Raw genomic sequence first — 16,262 nt, 5'->3', positions numbered from 1 at the left:
CTAGATGTCGAGGAAGCGGACGTCCTTGGCGTTGCGCTGGATGAAGGAACGACGCTGCTCCACGTCCTCGCCCATGAGGATCGTGAACATCTCGTCGGCCATGGCACCGTCCTCGAGCGTCACCTGGCGCAGCACGCGCTGCGCCGGGTCCATCGTGGTGTCCCACAGCTCGGAGTCGTTCATCTCGCCCAGACCCTTGTAGCGCTGCACCGGGGCCTCCTTGGGCAGACGCTTGCCCGCCTCGGCGCCGGCCGCGAGCAGACCGTCTCGCTCGCTGTCGGTGTAGGCCAGCTCGTGGGGCGAGTTCGTCCACTTGATCCTGTACAGCGGCGGCTGTGCCAGGTACACGTGGCCGCCGTCGATGAGCGGCTTCATGAACCGGAACAGCAGCGTGAGCAGCAGGGTGGAGATGTGCTGGCCGTCGACGTCGGCGTCGGCCATCAGCACGATCTTGTGGTACCTCAGCTTGGCCATGTCGAAGTCGTCGTGGACGCCGGTGCCGAGCGCGCTGATGATCGCCTGGACCTCGGCGTTCTGCAGGATCTTGTCGATCCGGGCCTTCTCGACGTTGAGGATCTTGCCGCGCAGCGGGAGGATCGCCTGCGCGTACGGGTCGCGACCACCCTTGGCCGAACCGCCGGCCGAGTTGCCCTCGACGATGAAGATCTCGCACTCCTCGGGGTTGCGCGACTGGCAGTCGGCCAGCTTGCCCGGCAGACCACCGCCGCCCATGAGGCCCTTGCGGTTGCGGGCGAGGTCGCGCGCCTTGCGCGCGGCGAGACGTGCCGTGGCGGCGTCGATCGACTTGCGCACGATGACCTTGCCCTCGGCGGGGTTCTGCTCGAACCAGGCGCCGATGTAGTCGTTGACGACCGACTGCACGTAGGAGCGGGCCTCGCTGTTGCCCAGCTTGGTCTTGGTCTGGCCCTCGAACTGCGGCTCCTCCAGCTTGATGGAGACGATCGCGGTGAGGCCCTCGCGGATGTCCTCGCCCGAGAGGTTGTCGCTGGCCTTCTTGATGAGGCCCTGCGCGGTGGCGAACTTGTTGACCGTGGTGGTCAGCGCTGCCCGGAACCCCTCCTCGTGCGTGCCGCCCTCGTGGGTGTTGATCGTGTTGGCGAAGGTGTGCACCGACTCGGTGAAGGAGTCGTTCCACTGCATCGCGATCTCCAGCGACAGGCCCTTGGCCTCGTCCTCGGCCTCGATGGAGATGACCTCGCGATGGATCGGCGACTTGCTGCCGACGTTGATGTGCTCGACGTAGTCGACGAGTCCGCGGTCGTAGCGGAACTGCACCTCGCGCTCGATCTCGTCGACGACCGAGTCGTCGGCGGCGGCCTCGACGGCTGCGTCGCGGTCGTCGCGCAGCCGGATCTCGAGGCCCTTGTTGAGGAAGGCCATCTCGCGGAACCGCGTCTTGAGGGTGTCGAAGCTGTACTCGACGGAGTCGAAGATCTCGGCGTTCGCGTAGAAGGTCTGCGCCGTGCCCGTCTCGTCGGTGGCCTCGCCCTTCTCGAGCTCGGCCGTGGGCACGCCGTTGTCGAACGTCTGCCGCCAGACGAAGCCGTCGCGCTTGACCACCGTGTGCATGGTCGTGCTCAGCGCGTTGACCACGGAGATGCCGACACCGTGCAGACCGCCGGACACCTTGTAGCCGCCGCCGCCGAACTTGCCGCCGGCGTGCAGCGACGTGAGCACGAGCGTGACGGCGGGGATGCCCTCGGTGGGGTGGATGTCGACCGGGATGCCACGACCGTCGTCGACGACCTTGACGCCGCCGTCGGCCTGCAGCGTGACCTCGATGTGGGAGGCGTGACCGGCCAGGGCCTCGTCGACGGAGTTGTCGACGACCTCGTAGACCAGGTGGTGCAGGCCGCGCTCACCGGTGGAGCCGATGTACATGCCGGGGCGCTTGCGGACCGCCTCGAGGCCCTCGAGCACCTGGATGTTGCTGGCGTCGTAGGAGCCGGCCACCGGGCCGCCGCGCTGCAGGGCGGTTCCGCCGTCAGCAGCTCCACCCTCGTCCGTCACGGTGCCATCGGTCACGATGTCCTCGTTCGTCGGCGCTGAGTTCTCGGGAGTCACGGCGTCGTCTGGAGTTGTGGTCACCGAATCAGTATACGGGCGATTCTGTGGCTCCCAGCGCACTGTCCCCAGTGTCAGCCGCGGACTTTTCCCGCTCAGATGCCACTGGGAGGCCACAGAGCATGCCTGGGAGCCTCGCGCAGGGTGGTCACCCATGGCCCGATCGCCCGCCGGTCCTGTTCGAGCGTCTGCGGCCACTCTGGCGTCGTTCGACGGAGGTTGCAGCCATGCGTCATCGTTGAGCCATGGCGCTCACCGAACCCGACCCGACCACGGTACCGACGCCGCAGCGTCCGGTCCGCGGCTCCGCGGTGCGGGGTCCGGCCGCTCTCACGGCGGTCGCCGCCGTGGCCCTCGGGGGCGTCCTCGTCTGGTTCGTCCTGCTGACGCCGCTCGGCCAGCGCCTCGACGAGCGCGCCATGAACACCGTGGTCGCCGGGCGCGAGACCCAGCTGCAGGTGCTGAGCGTGCTCGGCTACGTCTCGATCGGTGCCATCGGGATCGTGTCGATCGTCTGCGTTGCGCTGGCGCTGTCGCGTGGACGGGTTCCCCTGGCGGTGGGGGCCCTGACGATCATCGCCGGGGCGAACGTCACGACGCAGGTGCTCAAGCACGTGCTGCTCCAGCGTGCCGACCTCGTCGACGGCGTCGTGGCGTCCAACAGCTTCCCGAGCGGCCACACCACCGTCATCGCCTCGGGCGTCGGAGCGCTGTGCCTGGTCTCCCCGCGGTGGATGCGCCCGCTCGTGGTCCCCGTCGGCGCGTTCGCCGTCGCCCTGACCGGAGCCTCGACCGTGGTCGCCGGCTGGCACCGTCCGTCCGACGTCGTGGGCGCCGTGCTGGTCACCACCGCGTGGACGGCCGCCGTCTCCGTGCTGCTGGGCAGCGACCACGAACGGGTCCCCGGCACCTGGCTGCTCGCCCTCGTCGGATCGATCGGTGCGATCGTCGCACTCGTCGCCATCGGTGTGCGCCCGTCGTACGGGTGGGACGGCTTCACCGACGCCGCGCTCGTGCTCGGAGCCCTGGGTGTGGCCCTCGGCCTCGGCGTCGCCGCGGCCAACCGGGTCACGCCGACGTCGTAGGGGCTGGCCAGCGGAGGTCGGTGACCTCACCCGTAGGTGTCGCGCGGGCCGCGACCCTTGACCGAGCGGAGGCCACGCTTCCACGACGGGGCCTGGGGACCGCGCACCTCGATGCGCAGGACCGAGCCGTCGCCGAGCTCCTCGTTCAGGCGTGCCACGAGGCGCGGGGCGAGCAGACGCAGCTGGGTGGCCCAAGCCGTGGAGTCCGTCTTCACGTGCACGATGCCATCGGCGTACCCGTCGACGGCCGAGTGCGTGGCGATCTCCGGACCGACGATCGAGGCCCAGTCGGTGAAGACGCGTTGAGCCGAGAGACGTCCGTCCCAGCCCTGCTGGCGCACCAGGTCGCCCAGGGCGTCGGCCACCGACGACGGGTCCTCGCGACCCTTGCGCCGAGCCGGGGTGGAGCCGTGGACCCGACGCCGCCGTGGTCGAACCGGTGCGCCCGTGCCGCGGTAGGAGTCGGCGATCTCGCGCGCCAGGCTGAGCGGGTCCGGCTCGACCGCCCCGGTGTCCGGCCGATCGGGCGGGTCCGTGGGGGCGTGGTCAGCAGGACCGTCCGAGCCTGGGGTGGCCCTGTCGGGTGCGTCCTCGCCGGAGGTGTCGTCACCGGGGGCGTCGTCGTCCGGACCGCTCACGTCATGCTCCGGTGACCTGTCCGCCGTGGACGTCGAACCGCTGCCCGGCGAGCGCCTTGGGAACGTCCTCGGCCACGGCCGCGGTCACGAGCACCTGCTCGGCGTCGCCGACCAGCTCGGCGAGCTGCTCGCGCCGACCCTGGTCGAGCTCGGCGAAGACGTCGTCGAGGATCAGCACGGGGTCGTCGCCGTCGTCGTCGCGCAGGAGCGTGAACGACGCGAGTCGCAGCGCGAGCGCGAGCGACCACGACTCGCCATGGCTGGCGTAGCCCTTGGCGGGCAGGGTGCCGATGGCCAGCTCCACCTCGTCGCGGTGCGGACCGACGAGCGTGACCGCTCGGTCGAGCTCGTCGCGTCGACGCTCCTCGATGCCGGCGAGCAACGCCTCCCGGACCCCGGCGGGCGACTCGTCGTCGGCCGGGGTCGACGCACGGTAGAGGGCGGTGACGTCCCGCCGGTCGGCCGCCGCCTCGGTGGCCACCGTCCGGTACGAGTCGACGAGGAACGGTGCCAGGTCGTGCAGCAGCGCGATGCGCGCGGCCACCAGCTCACCACCCAGGGTCGCCAGCTTGTCGTCCCAGATATCGAGAGTCGACATGTCGACTTGTCGATTCGAGAACCGTCCACTGCGGGCGGACTTCAGCAGCGCGTTGCGCTGACGCAGGACCCGCTCGTAGTCGGCCTTCACGCCGGCGAGCCGCGGGGTGCGCAGCACGAGCAGTCCGTCGAGGAACCGGCGCCGGTCCGACGGGTCGCCCTTGACGAGCGCCAGGTCCTCGGGGGAGAAGGTCACCGTGCGAAGCACGCCGACCAGGTCGCGGGTGCGCGGCAGTGCGGCGCGGTTGACCCGGGCCCGGTTGGCCCGACCCGGCGTGATCTCCAGCTCCAGCAGCGCGGTCCGATCACCCCGCACGACCTCGGCCCGGACCACGGCGCGGTCCGTGCCGGCCCGCACCAGGGGCGTGTCCGACGAGACCCGGTGCGAGTCGAGCCGCGAGAGGTAGTCCACGGCCTCGACGAGGTTGGTCTTGCCCTGGCCGTTCGCCCCGATGAACGCGGTGGGTCCCGGCTCCAGAACGATCTCGACCTCGGGGTAGGACCGGAAGTCGTGCAGCGAGAGACGGGCGACGTGCATGCGTCAGGAGGGGCGTGCGTCCATGTCGGCCGGGTCGTGACCGGCCTCGGACGCAGCCTGCACGGCGTGACCACCGAACTGCTGACGCATGGCCGCGACGGCCTGCATGGCCGGCGACTCGTCCTGGCGCGACACGAACCGCGCGAACAGCGACGCCGCGATCGTGGGTGCCGGCACCGCGTGGTCGATGGCCGCCTCGACGGTCCACCGTCCCTCACCGGAGTCCTCGGCGTAGCCGCGGATCTTCGACAGGCCGGGGTCGTCCTGCAGGGCCTTGACCAGGAGGTCGAGCAGCCACGAACGGACCACGGTGCCCACGCGCCACGAGTCGAAGACGTCGGTGACGTTGTCGACCAGCTCGGCCTTCTCGAGCAGCTCGAAGCCCTCGGCGTAGGCCTGCATCATGGCGTACTCGATGCCGTTGTGGACCATCTTGGAGAAGTGCCCCGCGCCGACACTTCCCGCGTGGACGAAGCCGGACTCACCCTCGGGCTTGAGCACGTCGAACGCGGGCTGCACCTTCGCGATGTCGTGCGCGTCGCCACCGGCCATGAGCGCGTAGCCGTTCTCCAGACCCCACACGCCGCCGCTCACGCCGCAGTCGACGTAGCCGATGCCCTTCTCGGCGGCCAGGGCCGCGTGCTTCTCGTCGTCGGTCCAGCGGGAGTTGCCGCCGTCGACGATGACGTCGCCCTCGCCGAGCAGCCCGATGAGCTCCTCGACCGTGGCGCGGGTGATCTCGCCCGAGGGCACCATCACCCAGACGACCTTGGGCGAGGGGAGCTCGGCGACGAGCGCCTCCAGCGAGTCGACGTCGGTGACGTCGGGGTTGCGGTCGTAGCCCGTGACGGTGACACCACCGTCGCGCAGCCGGGACCGCATGTTGCCGCCCATCTTGCCGAGTCCGACGAGTCCGAGGTGCATGGATCTCCCTCCCAGGAGTCGTGGTGTGCGAGGTGGTGGCGCAGGTCAGCCCTGCAGACGCACCGGCATGATCAGGTAGCGGAAGGCGCCGTCGGGTGAGTCGCCGATCTCGCGGACGCCCGAGATGGCGGCGGGCTTGGTGTGCTGGGTGAACGCGAGGTGCACGACCGGCTCCGACATGACGCCGAGCCCCTCGAGCAGGTAGCCGGGGTTGAACCCGATCGAGATGTCGGCACCGTCGATGGTGGCCTCGATCGACTCCGACGCCTGCGCCTCGTCGCCGCTGCCTGCCTCGAGGAGCACCTGGCCCTCGGAGAAGGTGAGCCGGACCGGGGTGTTGCGCTCGGCGACCAGCGACACGCGCTTGACGGCGTCGACCAGGTCGGACGTGCGTACGTACGCGACCGTCTCGGCCTGCGCCTGGAAGAGCTGGCGCACCCGCGGGAAGTCACCCTCGAGCAGGCGGGTGGTGGTGCGGCGGGTGCCGTTGCCCACGGTGCCCTCGAAGCCGATGAGGCCGTCGCCGGCCTCGCCCGAGGAGATCGCGATCGTGATGTCGGAGCCCGACACCAGTGACCGCGCGGTCTCGCCGAGCACGCGGGCCGGCACCAGGGCGTGGCCGGAGGCGTCGCCCGCCTCGGGGAACCACTGCATCTCGCGCAGGCTTGCGCGGAACCGGTCGGTCGCCATCAGCGAGATGGTGGAGCCGTCGATCTCGAGCCGAACGCCGGTCAGCAGCGGCAGCATCTCGTCGCGGCCGGCCGCCGCACTGGCCTGAGCGACCGCGGTGGCGAACTCGTCGGCCTTGATCGTCCCGGACGAGCTGGGCATCTGGGGCAGCTGCGGGTACTCCTCGACCGGCATCGTCGACAGGCTGAACCGGGCACTGCCGCAGGAGACCTGGACCTTGGTGCCGTCGAGGCTGACGTCGATCGGCTTGGCCGGCAGCGACTTCACGATCTCGGCGAGCAGACGCCCCGAGACCAGCGCACGCCCGTCGTCGGCGACCTCGGCGGGCAGGGTCGCTCGCGTGGAGGTCTCGTAGTCGAAGCCCGACAGCGTGAGGCCGTCGCCGGACGTCTCCACGAGCAGGCCGGCGAGGACCGGCACGCTCGGCCGGGTGGGCAGGCTGCGCGCGGTCCACGCCACGGCGTCGGCGAACGTGTCGCGATCGATGCGGAATCTCAAGGATCGAGGCCTTTCGGGCATGAAGAGACTAGGACTGCATCCTGCCACGGACGCGGTGGGACAGGTAGGTCGGGAGAGCACGGGTTCGGCCGTCGGGTCGGTCGTCCACATCCCACCCCGCAGGACACTCTTGCGGAGCATCCGGACATGTAACTCTCTCGTCGTCGTCGTAGCCGGTGTGGATTCGGTGGACAACTGCCGTTCGTGCAGGTCAGGTCGCCTGCGAGCCGGTGGACAGGCCTGTGCGTGGTCCGTGGACGGCCCCCGGTGCCCTGTGCAGCGCGTGGCGCCGTTCACATCTCGTTCACACGGACGTCGTGTGTGTCCACCTCGAGTCGAGACTTTCCCACAGAGTCGTCCCCAGGTGTGCATGAACGATGCGGGTGCAGCACGACGAGACCGACGCCCGTGGGGGCGGCGGCCGTGGAGGGGCGACCAGGTCAGTTCTGGCGAGCCTGCTGCTTGATGCGGTTCGTCAGCTCCGTGACCTGGTTGTAGACGGCGTGCTTCTCGGCCATGAGCTTGCGGATCTTGCGATCGGCGTGCATCACGGTGGTGTGGTCGCGGCCGCCGAAGTCGGCGCCGATCTTGGGCAGTGACATGTCGGTGAGCTCGCGGCACAGGTACATCGCGATCTGACGGGCGAGCACGAGGTCGCGGCTGCGATTCGTGCCGCACAGCTCCTCGATGGAGAACTCCGAGTAGGCCGCGGTCTGGGCGAGGATCACGCCCGAGGTGATCTCGGGCTCCTCACCTTCGGCGACCAGGTCCTTGAGCACGATCTGCGCCAGCTGGAGGTCGACCGTGGTGCCCTGCAGGTTGGCGAAGGCCGTGGCGCGGATGAGGGCGCCCTCGAGCTCGCGGATGTTCGTCTGGACCTTGCTGGCGATGAACTCCAGCACGTCGGCCGGGGCGGTGAGCTTCTCGATGGCCGCCTTCTTGCGCAGGATCGCGATCCGCGTCTCGAGGTCCGGCGGCAGCATCTCGGTCTGCAGGCCCCACTCGAACCGGTTGCGCAGCCGCTCCTCGAGCGTGCGCAGGTTCTTGGGCGGGCGGTCCGACGTCATGACGATCTGCTTGTTGGCGTTGTGCAGCGCGTTGAACGTGTGGAAGAACTCGGTCTGCGTCGACTCCTTGTTCTCCAGGAACTGGATGTCGTCGACCAGGAGGACGTCGATCTCGCGGTACTTCTGGCGCAGCGCCGACGTGCGGTTCTCGCGGATCGCGTTGATCACGTCGTTGGTGAACTCCTCGCTGTTGACGTAGCGCACGCGCGAGGAGGGGTAGAGGTTCAGGACGTAGTGACCGATGGCGTGCAGCAGGTGGGTCTTGCCGAGGCCGGAGTCACCGTGGATGACAAGCGGGTTGTAGGCCTTGCCGGGCGCCTCGGCCGCGGCGACGGCGGCGGCGTGGGCGAAGCGGTTGGACGAGCCGATGACGAAGTTCTCGAAGAGGTAGCGCGCGTTGAGTCGTGCCTCGTGGACGCTCGTGCGTCGCTGGTGGGGGTCGGGCTCCTGGGCCCAGCTGGGCTTGAACTCGTCGGCGTCGATCTCCTCGACGTCCTCGTCAGGGGCCTGGTTGACCAACGTCAGTGGATATGTCGACTTGTCGTCTTGTGGACTTCTCTCGACGGGAGGTCGCTGCTCGTCGGGCTGTGCCGTGGCAGCCGACGACTTCTCGCCCAGGGCCGGCTCGATCGTGACGACGAGGCGGACCTGCTCGCCGAGCTCTGCCGAGAGGGCGTGCTCCAGGGCGGGTCGCACCCGCGACTCCAGCTGCGCCCGGCTCAGGTCGTCGGGCACGCCGACGATGAAGATCCCGGGGTGCCGGCTGATCGGCTCGGCGTTGTAGACCCAGACCTTGGCGCCCATCGAGAGTGTGGACACCGCCTGCTCCCACGCGGCAGCGAGGTCGCCGACCTCATTGCTCGGCTCTGAGCCCTCGGTCATGCATCTCTCCCGGATGGTGGTGTGGTCCACAAGGTTTTCCACACGGTGTGCATCCAGCTCCCCGATGGCCGCGCGCTGTGGAAAAGTCGCAGACGGGCGACGCTAGCAGCGCGGCCAAGGCTCGATCAAGCGACTTCGGAACATTCGTGTGGATCGTGCGGCGTGTCGGTTGGACCAGCGTCAGCGTAGTGCCCTATGGGGTCAGTTTGACCGTCGTCCGGCGCCCCCGTACCGTGGAGCAGTCGTGCAACACGACCGTTGCCGCATGCCCACGGATCGAGATCCTCACCGCGGGCGAGCGGTGGCCGTCGATCCCCGGCCCGAAACGTCGAAGGACCTGATTCTCGTGAGCAAGCGTACGTACCAGCCGAACAACCGCCGTCGCGCCAAGAAGCACGGCTTCCGCCTCCGCATGCGCACCCGCGCGGGGCGCTCCATCCTGGCCAACCGCCGCCGCAAGGGCCGCGCGAAGCTGTCTGCCTGAGCCGTGCTCCGACGGGCCCACCGCATGCGTGAGGCAGGTGACTTCAAGGTCGCCGTCCGTCGCGGGGCGAAGGCCTCGACGCCGACCCTCGTCGCGCATCTCTCGATCGGAACCGACGGAGACACCTCCGTCGGTTTCGTCGTGTCCAAGGCCGTCGGTCCCGCCGTGGTGCGCAACCGGGTGAAGCGTCGACTGCGCCATCTGGTGGCGCCTCACCTGGTTGGTGGCACGCCGGCGTCGGTGCCGCAGGGCTCCAAGCTGGTCGTCCGCGCCCTGCCGGCGTCGGCCCGTGCCGACAGCGTGCGGCTCGGTGCCGATCTCGACCTCGCGCTGACCACGGTCGTGCGCAAGGCCGAGCAGCGGATGCCGGCCGGAGCCGGTCGATGAGGACCGTGCTGGTGGCCCTGCTGAAGGCGTATCGTTTCGCGATCAGCCCGTTGTACGGCCAGGTGTGCCGGTACTACCCGACCTGCTCGGCCTATGCTCTCGAGGCCGTCGAGACGCACGGTGCGCTGCGCGGTTCCTGGATGGCGGCACGTCGAGTCGGACGCTGCCACCCGTGGGCCGCCGGCGGCGTCGACCCGGTCCCCCCGCGCCGTGGGTCGGGCACCCCTGATTCTCTCGCCGTCACGACGGCGACCACCCCCACCCCTGGAGAACCATGTTCGACTTCCTAGGCTCGATCGGCTCGGCCATCATGACGCCGCTGTACTACGCGGTGTCCGGCATCCTGCTGGTCTGGCACGAGCTGTTCACCCGGATCGGGCTCGACCCCGCCGGTGGCTGGTCGTGGGCACTCGCGATCGTCGGCCTCACCGTGACGATCCGTGCCCTGCTGATCCCGCTTTTCGTCAAGCAGATCAAGAGCAGCCGCAACATGCAGCTGCTGCAGCCGCACATCAAGGAGCTGCAGAAGAAGTACGGGCACGACCGGGAGCGTCTCGCCCAGGAGCAGATGAAGCTCTGGAAGGAGCACAACACCAACCCGTTCGCCTCGTGCCTGCCGCTCCTGCTGCAGATGCCGGTGTTCTTCGCCCTGTTCCGGGTGATCGACCAGGCGGCGAAGAACGGCGCCGAGGGCGCCCGCGGCTTCATGACCGAGAAGCTCGCCGAGCAGCTGCAGGATGCGATCTTCCTCGGCGGACGCATCGCCGACACGCTCGTGAACGCCACGCACGTCGAGACGCGCATCATCGCCATCGTCATGGTGATCACGATGTGCGCCACGCAGTTCCTGACGCAGCGCCAGCTGATGAGCAAGAACATGCCGCCCGACGCTCTGTCCGGCCCGTACGCCCAGCAGCAGAAGATGCTGCTCTACGTTCTGCCGTTCGTCTTCGCGATCGGTGGTGTGGCGTTCCCCGTGGGTGTGCTCATCTACTGGACCACGTCGAACTTCTGGACCATGGGCCAGCAGTTCTACGTCATCCGCAACAACCCCGCTCCTGGCACCCCGGCCTTCAAGGCCAAGCAGGAGCGCGACGTGAAGCATGGCAAGAACGTGGCCGAGGATCCTCTGAAGGAGCTGGAGAAGCCGCACCCCGGCGTGACGCGCAACCAGCCCAAGAAGCAGACCCGCAACCAGCGTGTGTCGGGATCGCGACCCAGCCCGAACAAGAAGAAGAGGAAGTGACCGGCGCATGACGGATGCAGACAAGCTCGAGGCCGAGGGCGACATCGCTGCGGACTTCCTGGAGGAGCTGCTGGACATCGCGGACCTGGACGGCGACATCGACATGGACGTGGAGAACGACCGCGCGTCGGTCTCGATCGTCGGTGGCGACCTGGACCAGCTGGTCGGCCGTGACGGCGAGGTGCTGGAGGCCCTGCAGGAGCTGACGCGTCTCGCGGTGTACCGCGAGACCGGCGAGCGCAGCCGACTCATGCTCGACATCGGCGGTTTCCGCTCCCAGCGTCGTACCGCTCTGGAGTCCGTGGCTGCCGGTGCCATCGAGCGGGTCCGCGCCGGCGAGCCGAGCGTCGCTCTCGATCCGATGAGCCCGTTCGAGCGCAAGGTCGTCCACGACGCCGTCGCGGCAGCCGGCCTGGTCAGCGAGTCCGAGGGCGCCGATCGTTCGCGCCACGTCGTGGTCCTGCCAGCATCGGACGACTGATCTCCGGATGACTGTTTCACGTGAAACACCCCCGCCGCCGCCCGTGGCTGCGGGGGTGTTCCATGACCAGCTGCCGTTGGTCTCCCGGTACGCCGGCATCCTCGCGTCCGACGGTGTCGAGCGCGGGATGATCGGACCCCGCGAGGTGCCCCGTCTCTGGGACCGCCACCTCGTGAACAGCGGCGTCGTGCTGCCTCGCCTCCCCCAGGGAGCCACCGTGGCCGACGTCGGCTCCGGCGCCGGGCTGCCGGGTCTCGTGTGGGCCATCGGCCGACCCGACCTGCAGGTCACGCTGGTCGAGCCGCTGCTGCGTCGCACGACCTTCCTGGACGAGGTCGTGGCGGAGCTCGACCTGACGAACGTGAGGGTGGTGCGCTCGCGTGCCGAGGACGTCGACGAGACCTTCGACGTCGTGACCGCGCGCGCCGTGGCCGCTCTGGAGAAGCTGGCGAAGTGGTGCATGCCCCTGGTGAAGCCGGGAGGGGTGCTTCTGGCACTGAAGGGGCAGTCGGCGCCCGATGAGCTGGAGAGTGCGAAGCGCACCCTCGGACGCCTCGGTGCCACCGATACGCTGATCCGGACGTACGGTGAGGTCGAGGTCCCGACGACGGTGGTGGAGGTGACGAAGTGAACGCCCATGACGGTGAAAGCGGCCTCGGCGGCGTTTCACGTGAAACACACCCCCTGCACGGCATCTCCGAGCAGGCCAGCCCGGCATCGAGCTACGCCACCACGGCAGCCGAGACGGCCGCAGCGACGCCGATGCCTGACGACTCGACACCTCTGGCCCGTGAGGCCCAGGACCACGTGGACCTGGCGCGCCGGGCGCGCAGCACGAGTCAGCTGCCGCGCCCGTCGTCGACCCGCGTCTTCGTCGTCGCGAACCAGAAGGGTGGCGTCGGCAAGACGACCACCGCGGTGAACGTGGCCGCGGCGCTGGCGCAGAAGGGTCTGCGCATCCTCGTGGTCGACCTCGATCCGCAAGGCAACGCCTCGACCGCTCTCGACATCCCGCACAGCGAGGGCACACCGGGGGTCTACGAGGCCCTCGTGGAGGACGTGCCGATGAGCGACCTGGTGCAGCGCGCACCCCAGCTCGAGGGACTGACCGTCCTGCCGGCCACCATCGACCTCGCCGGCGCCGAGATCGAGCTCGTCTCGCTCGTGGCGCGCGAGACGCGGCTGAAGCGGGCTCTCGAGACCCATCTCGAGGAGCGTGAGCGCGCGGGGGACCGCATCGACTACGTGATCATCGACTGCCCGCCGTCCCTGGGTCTGCTCACGGTGAACGCCCTGGTGGCGGCACGCGAGGTGCTCATCCCGATCCAGTGCGAGTACTACGCGCTCGAGGGTCTGGGTCAGCTGGTGCGCAACATCGAGCTCGTGCGCGCCCACCTGAACCAGCGGCTGGAGATCTCGACCATCCTGCTGACCATGTACGACGCCCGCACCCGCCTGTCGGCCGGCGTCGCCGAGCAGGTGCGCGAGCACTTCGGCCCGAAGGTGCTGGCCACGGCGATCCCGCGCTCGGTGCGCATCTCCGAGGCGCCCAGCTACCAGCAGACGGTCCTCACCTACGATCCCGGCTCGTCCGGGGCGTTGTCGTACCTCGAGGCGGCCCGCGAGATCGCGCAGGCCGCGCACACCAGCGAAGGGGATGCATGATGGCACCACGCCGTGGACTCGGACGAGGTCTGGAGTCGCTGATTCCCTCGACCCCCGCTGAGGCAGAGGCGTCGGGCCTGAAGGAGGTCGCGGGGGCGCGGTTCGCCGAGCTGCCCCTGGACTCCATCGTGGCGAACCCCCGCCAGCCGCGTCAGGTCTTCGACGAGCAAGACATGTCCGAGCTCGTGCACTCCATCAAGGAGGTCGGCCTGCTTCAGCCCGTGGTCGTGCGGGAGGTGTCCCCGGGCTCGTTCGAGCTGATCATGGGCGAGCGCCGGTGGAGGGCGAGCCGCCTCGCCGGCCTCGACACCATCGGCGCCATCGTGCGGGACACGACCGACGAGGACCTCCTGCGCGACGCGTTGCTGGAGAACCTGCACCGCTCGCAGCTGAACCCGTTGGAGGAGGCCGCCGCGTACCAGCAGCTCCTCGAGGACTTCGGCTGCACCCAGGAGGAGCTGGCCGACCGGATCGGTCGCTCACGTCCCCAGGTCACCAACACGCTGCGTCTGATGAAGCTGCCGCCCGCGGTCCAGCGTCGCGTGGCGGCCGGTGTGCTCTCGGCGGGTCATGCTCGTGCGCTGCTCTCGGTGGGCAACCCCGAGGTGCAGGACCGGCTGGCCGCCCGGGTGGTAGCCGAGGGCATTTCGGTGCGTGCGCTCGAGGAGATCGTGAAGTTCGGCGACTCCGAGGACCAGGCCACGTCACGCTCGCGCACGCAGGGCCGCACGGTGACGGCACCGCGCCTCGCCGACCTGGCCTCGCGCCTGTCCGAGCGCTACGACACCCGGGTGAAGGTGGACCTCGGCAAGTCCAAGGGCAAGATCACCGTGGAGTTCGCGACGGTCGACGACCTCGAGCGCATCGTGGCCATGATGGACCCGCCGCGGAACCACTGATCAACAGATCAGAAGGCATACAAATCGACAAATCGATAAGTCGCTTTAGCGTTTCGCCGACTCGGTGATCGGCGTCCGTCGTCGCCAGTCGCTGCGGCGCTGGGGTGGGCTCTCAGGTGCCGCTGCGTCGCTGGGGCTCCTCCTCGACCTGCGCTCCGAGAGGCCTCGACCGGCGGCGGGGTCCAGGCTCGGGCGGGCTCGCGGAGCGCGGCCTGGGTGACGCAACGTTCTGCGTTCGCGCGTGAGGGGGCAAAGGATGCTGCGTTCGCTACGAGATCCCGTCGCGAACGCAGCACCGTTCGAGCTTCTGCGCGCAAAGGCAGAATCCTGCGTCCCGGTGGGCGGGGGTGGGCAGTGACTCTCCTTCGTCGTGGACCGTTCCGCACGAAGGGAGGACCTCTGCCCGCACGGGCCCCTGGCCGCGCCCCGCAGACCCAGCCGGCACGAGACCGCTGCTCCGGTCGAGGCCCTTTCGGAGACCACCCTCACTCGCAGTCACAGCGGCGCAGCAGCACGCGAAGACCCACCCGCAGAGACGCAGCACCACGCGAGAACCAGCCCAGCGCCCACCAGGTACGGGCCCACGCGTCCTCGAGGAACGACGAAGCCCCGGCGCGGTGCACCGGGGCTTCGTGACGTCAGGCGCACAGGCGCCTACGGGTCAGGCGTACTCGGACAGCTCGCCGAGGATGGCCGACTTGGGGCGGACGCCGACGATCGACTTCACGACCTCGCCCTTGTAGTAGAGGTTCATCGTCGGCAGGCCGGTGACCCGGTACTGCGACGGGGTGACGGGGTTCGCGTCGGCGTCCATCTTGACGATGGTGAGCGCCTCGCCCTTCTCGGCGGCGATCTCCTCGAGGATCGGGGCGAGCTGGCGGCACGGGCCGCACCAGCTGGCCCAGAAGTCGACGAGCACGGGGCCGTCGGCCTTGAGGACCTTCTCGTCGAAGTCGGCGTCGGTGACGGGGGTGATGTCAGGCATGGGGTTCTCCTTCAGCAGGTGGGGTCGGTGGTCGGTGGGCGTGCAGGTCACTCGGCGTACTGGGCCATGGCGACGTCGGGAGTGGGCAGCCCGGCCTGCTCCATGTCGGCGAGGAACCGCTCGGCGTCGAGCGCGGCCGAGCAGCCGGTGCCGGCGGCGGTGATGGCCTGGCGGTAGGTGTGGTCGACGAGGTCGCCCGCGGCGAACACACCGGGCAGGTTGGTCGCGGTGCTGCCGGGCTTCACCAGCACGTAGCCCTCGTCGTCGAGGTCGACCTGGCCGGTGAGCAGCTCCGAACGCGGGTCGTGGCCGATGGCGATGAACAGGCCCGTGGCGTCGAGGTCGCGGGTCTCGCCGGTGACCGTGTCGCGCAGGGTGATCTTCTCGAGCCGGCCCTCGCCGTGCAGCTCGGCGACCTCGGAGTTCCAGGCGAACTCGATCTTGTCGTTGGCGATGGCGCGGTCCTGCATGATCTTCGACGCGCGCAGCTCGTCGCGACGGTGCACGAGCGTGACCTTGGAGGCGAAGCGGGTGAGGAAGGTGGCCTCCTCGACGGCGGAGTCGCCGCCGCCGACGACCACGATGTTCTGCTCGCGGAAGAAGAAGCCGTCGCACGTGGCGCACCAGCTGACGCCGTGGCCGGACAGCTCGTCCTCACGGTCGACGCCGAGCTTGCGGTAGCCCGAGCCCATGGCCAGGACGACCGCGTGGGCGCGGTAGGTGCTGCCGTCGGCCAGGCTCACGGTCTTGACGTCGCCGGTGAGGTCGACCTCGGTGACGTCGTCGGAGATCAGCTCGGCACCGAAGCGCTCGGCCTGAGCACGGAAGTTGTCCATGAGCGCCGGGCCCATGATGCCGTCGGGGAAGCCGGGGAAGTTCTCGACCTCGGTGGTGTTCATAAGGGCACCGCCGGCAGTGACCGAGCCCTCGAACACGAGCGGCTCCAGGTTGGCGCGCGCCGCGTACACCGCTGCGGTGTAGCCGGACGGGCCGGAGCCGATGATGATGAGGTTGCGGACGCCATCGGTGGACGACTGAGTACTCATGGATGCCTTCTCGTAGACGGGTCTCTCCCTGCTCCAACGCAGTCTAGGTGCCGAACATTCCAGGC

At 69.3% G+C, this 16,262-nt stretch carries 17 protein-coding genes; 9 read left to right on the top strand and 8 right to left on the bottom strand.

Annotated features, from left to right (window positions below; translation table 11 throughout):
- Positions 1–2,085, bottom strand: coding sequence for a DNA topoisomerase (ATP-hydrolyzing) subunit B (gene gyrB / locus ASF35_RS02755; RefSeq protein ID WP_369797002.1), 2,085 nt, complete (start codon positions 2,083–2,085; stop codon positions 1–3).
- Between the two features lie 245 nt (positions 2,086–2,330).
- Between gyrB and ASF35_RS02750 the strand changes: the two genes are divergently transcribed.
- On the top strand, positions 2,331–3,170 hold the full coding sequence (locus tag ASF35_RS02750) for a phosphatase PAP2 family protein (protein ID WP_055962458.1): 840 nt from the start codon (positions 2,331–2,333) through the stop codon (positions 3,168–3,170).
- A 26-nt stretch (positions 3,171–3,196) separates the two neighbouring features.
- On the opposite strand, the gene ASF35_RS17585 is transcribed toward ASF35_RS02750, so the two are convergent.
- The 5 genes from ASF35_RS17585 to dnaA all read right to left on the bottom strand — a co-directional run bounded on the left by ASF35_RS17585 (position 3,197) and on the right by dnaA (position 9,004).
- A complete protein-coding gene (locus tag ASF35_RS17585; protein ID WP_082480387.1) occupies positions 3,197–3,808 on the bottom strand; it encodes a DUF721 domain-containing protein in 612 nt (203 codons plus the stop codon).
- A 1-nt stretch (position 3,809) separates the two neighbouring features.
- A complete protein-coding gene (gene recF, locus ASF35_RS02740; protein ID WP_055962455.1) occupies positions 3,810–4,943 on the bottom strand; it encodes a DNA replication/repair protein RecF in 1,134 nt (377 codons plus the stop codon).
- Positions 4,944–4,946: 3 nt separating this feature from the next.
- Complete coding sequence (gene gnd, locus ASF35_RS02735; protein WP_055962451.1) at positions 4,947–5,867, bottom strand: phosphogluconate dehydrogenase (NAD(+)-dependent, decarboxylating); 921 nt, start codon at positions 5,865–5,867, stop codon at positions 4,947–4,949.
- A gap of 45 nt (positions 5,868–5,912) precedes the next feature.
- On the bottom strand, positions 5,913–7,055 hold the full coding sequence (gene dnaN, locus ASF35_RS02730) for a DNA polymerase III subunit beta (protein ID WP_055962449.1): 1,143 nt from the start codon (positions 7,053–7,055) through the stop codon (positions 5,913–5,915).
- A 440-nt stretch (positions 7,056–7,495) separates the two neighbouring features.
- Positions 7,496–9,004: a chromosomal replication initiator protein DnaA gene (dnaA, locus tag ASF35_RS02725; RefSeq protein WP_055962446.1), complete on the bottom strand. Its 1,509-nt coding sequence runs from the start codon at positions 9,002–9,004 to the stop codon at positions 7,496–7,498.
- Between the two features lie 346 nt (positions 9,005–9,350).
- Here dnaA and rpmH point away from each other — a divergent pair, with 346 nt between their 5' ends.
- From rpmH to ASF35_RS02690, 8 genes are all read left to right on the top strand, one after another.
- Positions 9,351–9,488: a 50S ribosomal protein L34 gene (rpmH, locus tag ASF35_RS02720; RefSeq protein ID WP_055962443.1), complete on the top strand. Its 138-nt coding sequence runs from the start codon at positions 9,351–9,353 to the stop codon at positions 9,486–9,488.
- A gap of 3 nt (positions 9,489–9,491) precedes the next feature.
- A complete protein-coding gene (rnpA, locus tag ASF35_RS02715) occupies positions 9,492–9,875 on the top strand; it encodes a ribonuclease P protein component (RefSeq protein WP_082495337.1) in 384 nt (127 codons plus the stop codon).
- The gene (gene yidD, locus ASF35_RS17580; RefSeq protein WP_082480390.1) at positions 9,872–10,165 is read left to right on the top strand and encodes a membrane protein insertion efficiency factor YidD; all 294 of its coding nucleotides are present in this window, start codon (positions 9,872–9,874) and stop codon (positions 10,163–10,165) included. The genes rnpA and yidD overlap by 4 nt, the downstream gene beginning before the upstream one ends.
- Positions 10,150–11,121, top strand: coding sequence for a membrane protein insertase YidC (gene yidC / locus ASF35_RS02710; protein ID WP_055962440.1), 972 nt, complete (start codon positions 10,150–10,152; stop codon positions 11,119–11,121). Before yidD ends, yidC begins: the two co-directional genes overlap by 16 nt.
- 7 nt (positions 11,122–11,128) lie before the next feature.
- Positions 11,129–11,602, top strand: a complete 474-nt coding sequence (locus tag ASF35_RS02705) for a R3H domain-containing nucleic acid-binding protein (protein ID WP_055962437.1) — start codon at positions 11,129–11,131, stop codon at positions 11,600–11,602.
- Between the two features lie 55 nt (positions 11,603–11,657).
- Positions 11,658–12,233: a 16S rRNA (guanine(527)-N(7))-methyltransferase RsmG gene (gene rsmG, locus ASF35_RS02700; protein WP_235493076.1), complete on the top strand. Its 576-nt coding sequence runs from the start codon at positions 11,658–11,660 to the stop codon at positions 12,231–12,233.
- A gap of 131 nt (positions 12,234–12,364) precedes the next feature.
- Positions 12,365–13,267 carry a ParA family protein gene (locus ASF35_RS02695; RefSeq protein WP_055962430.1) on the top strand — a complete coding sequence of 301 codons (903 nt, stop codon included), beginning with the start codon at positions 12,365–12,367 and terminating at the stop codon, positions 13,265–13,267.
- On the top strand, positions 13,264–14,166 hold the full coding sequence (locus tag ASF35_RS02690) for a ParB/RepB/Spo0J family partition protein (RefSeq protein ID WP_055962427.1): 903 nt from the start codon (positions 13,264–13,266) through the stop codon (positions 14,164–14,166). The genes ASF35_RS02695 and ASF35_RS02690 overlap by 4 nt, the downstream gene beginning before the upstream one ends.
- 661 nt (positions 14,167–14,827) lie before the next feature.
- Here the strand turns inward: ASF35_RS02690 and trxA are convergent.
- Positions 14,828–15,151 carry a thioredoxin gene (trxA, locus tag ASF35_RS02685; protein WP_055966076.1) on the bottom strand — a complete coding sequence of 108 codons (324 nt, stop codon included), beginning with the start codon at positions 15,149–15,151 and terminating at the stop codon, positions 14,828–14,830.
- Between the two features lie 47 nt (positions 15,152–15,198).
- Positions 15,199–16,197, bottom strand: coding sequence for a thioredoxin-disulfide reductase (gene trxB, locus ASF35_RS02680; RefSeq protein WP_055962424.1), 999 nt, complete (start codon positions 16,195–16,197; stop codon positions 15,199–15,201).
- Between the last annotated feature and the right edge of the window lie 65 nt (positions 16,198–16,262).

The sequence above is a fragment of the Aeromicrobium sp. Leaf291 genome, assembly GCF_001423365.1.
Lineage (GTDB): Bacteria > Actinomycetota > Actinomycetes > Propionibacteriales > Nocardioidaceae > Aeromicrobium.
The sequence above is the reverse complement of the archived record's forward strand: the minus strand, read 5'-3'. Positions and strand labels throughout refer to the sequence as shown.

Excerpts from the sequence above, each read along its gene's own strand:
- ASF35_RS02750 (WP_055962458.1), top strand. The coding sequence starts at position 2,331 with ATGGCGCTCACCGAACCCGACCCGACCACGGTACCGACGCCGCAGCGT.
- recF (WP_055962455.1), bottom strand. The coding sequence starts at position 4,943 with ATGCACGTCGCCCGTCTCTCGCTGCACGACTTCCGGTCCTACCCCGAG.
- gnd (WP_055962451.1), bottom strand. The coding sequence starts at position 5,867 with ATGCACCTCGGACTCGTCGGACTCGGCAAGATGGGCGGCAACATGCGG.
- dnaA (WP_055962446.1), bottom strand. The coding sequence starts at position 9,004 with ATGACCGAGGGCTCAGAGCCGAGCAATGAGGTCGGCGACCTCGCTGCC.
- yidD (WP_082480390.1), top strand. The coding sequence starts at position 9,872 with ATGAGGACCGTGCTGGTGGCCCTGCTGAAGGCGTATCGTTTCGCGATC.
- yidC (WP_055962440.1), top strand. The coding sequence starts at position 10,150 with ATGTTCGACTTCCTAGGCTCGATCGGCTCGGCCATCATGACGCCGCTG.
- ASF35_RS02705 (WP_055962437.1), top strand. The coding sequence starts at position 11,129 with ATGACGGATGCAGACAAGCTCGAGGCCGAGGGCGACATCGCTGCGGAC.
- ASF35_RS02695 (WP_055962430.1), top strand. The coding sequence starts at position 12,365 with ATGCCTGACGACTCGACACCTCTGGCCCGTGAGGCCCAGGACCACGTG.
- ASF35_RS02690 (WP_055962427.1), top strand. The coding sequence starts at position 13,264 with ATGATGGCACCACGCCGTGGACTCGGACGAGGTCTGGAGTCGCTGATT.
- trxA (WP_055966076.1), bottom strand. The coding sequence starts at position 15,151 with ATGCCTGACATCACCCCCGTCACCGACGCCGACTTCGACGAGAAGGTC.
- trxB (WP_055962424.1), bottom strand. The coding sequence starts at position 16,197 with ATGAGTACTCAGTCGTCCACCGATGGCGTCCGCAACCTCATCATCATC.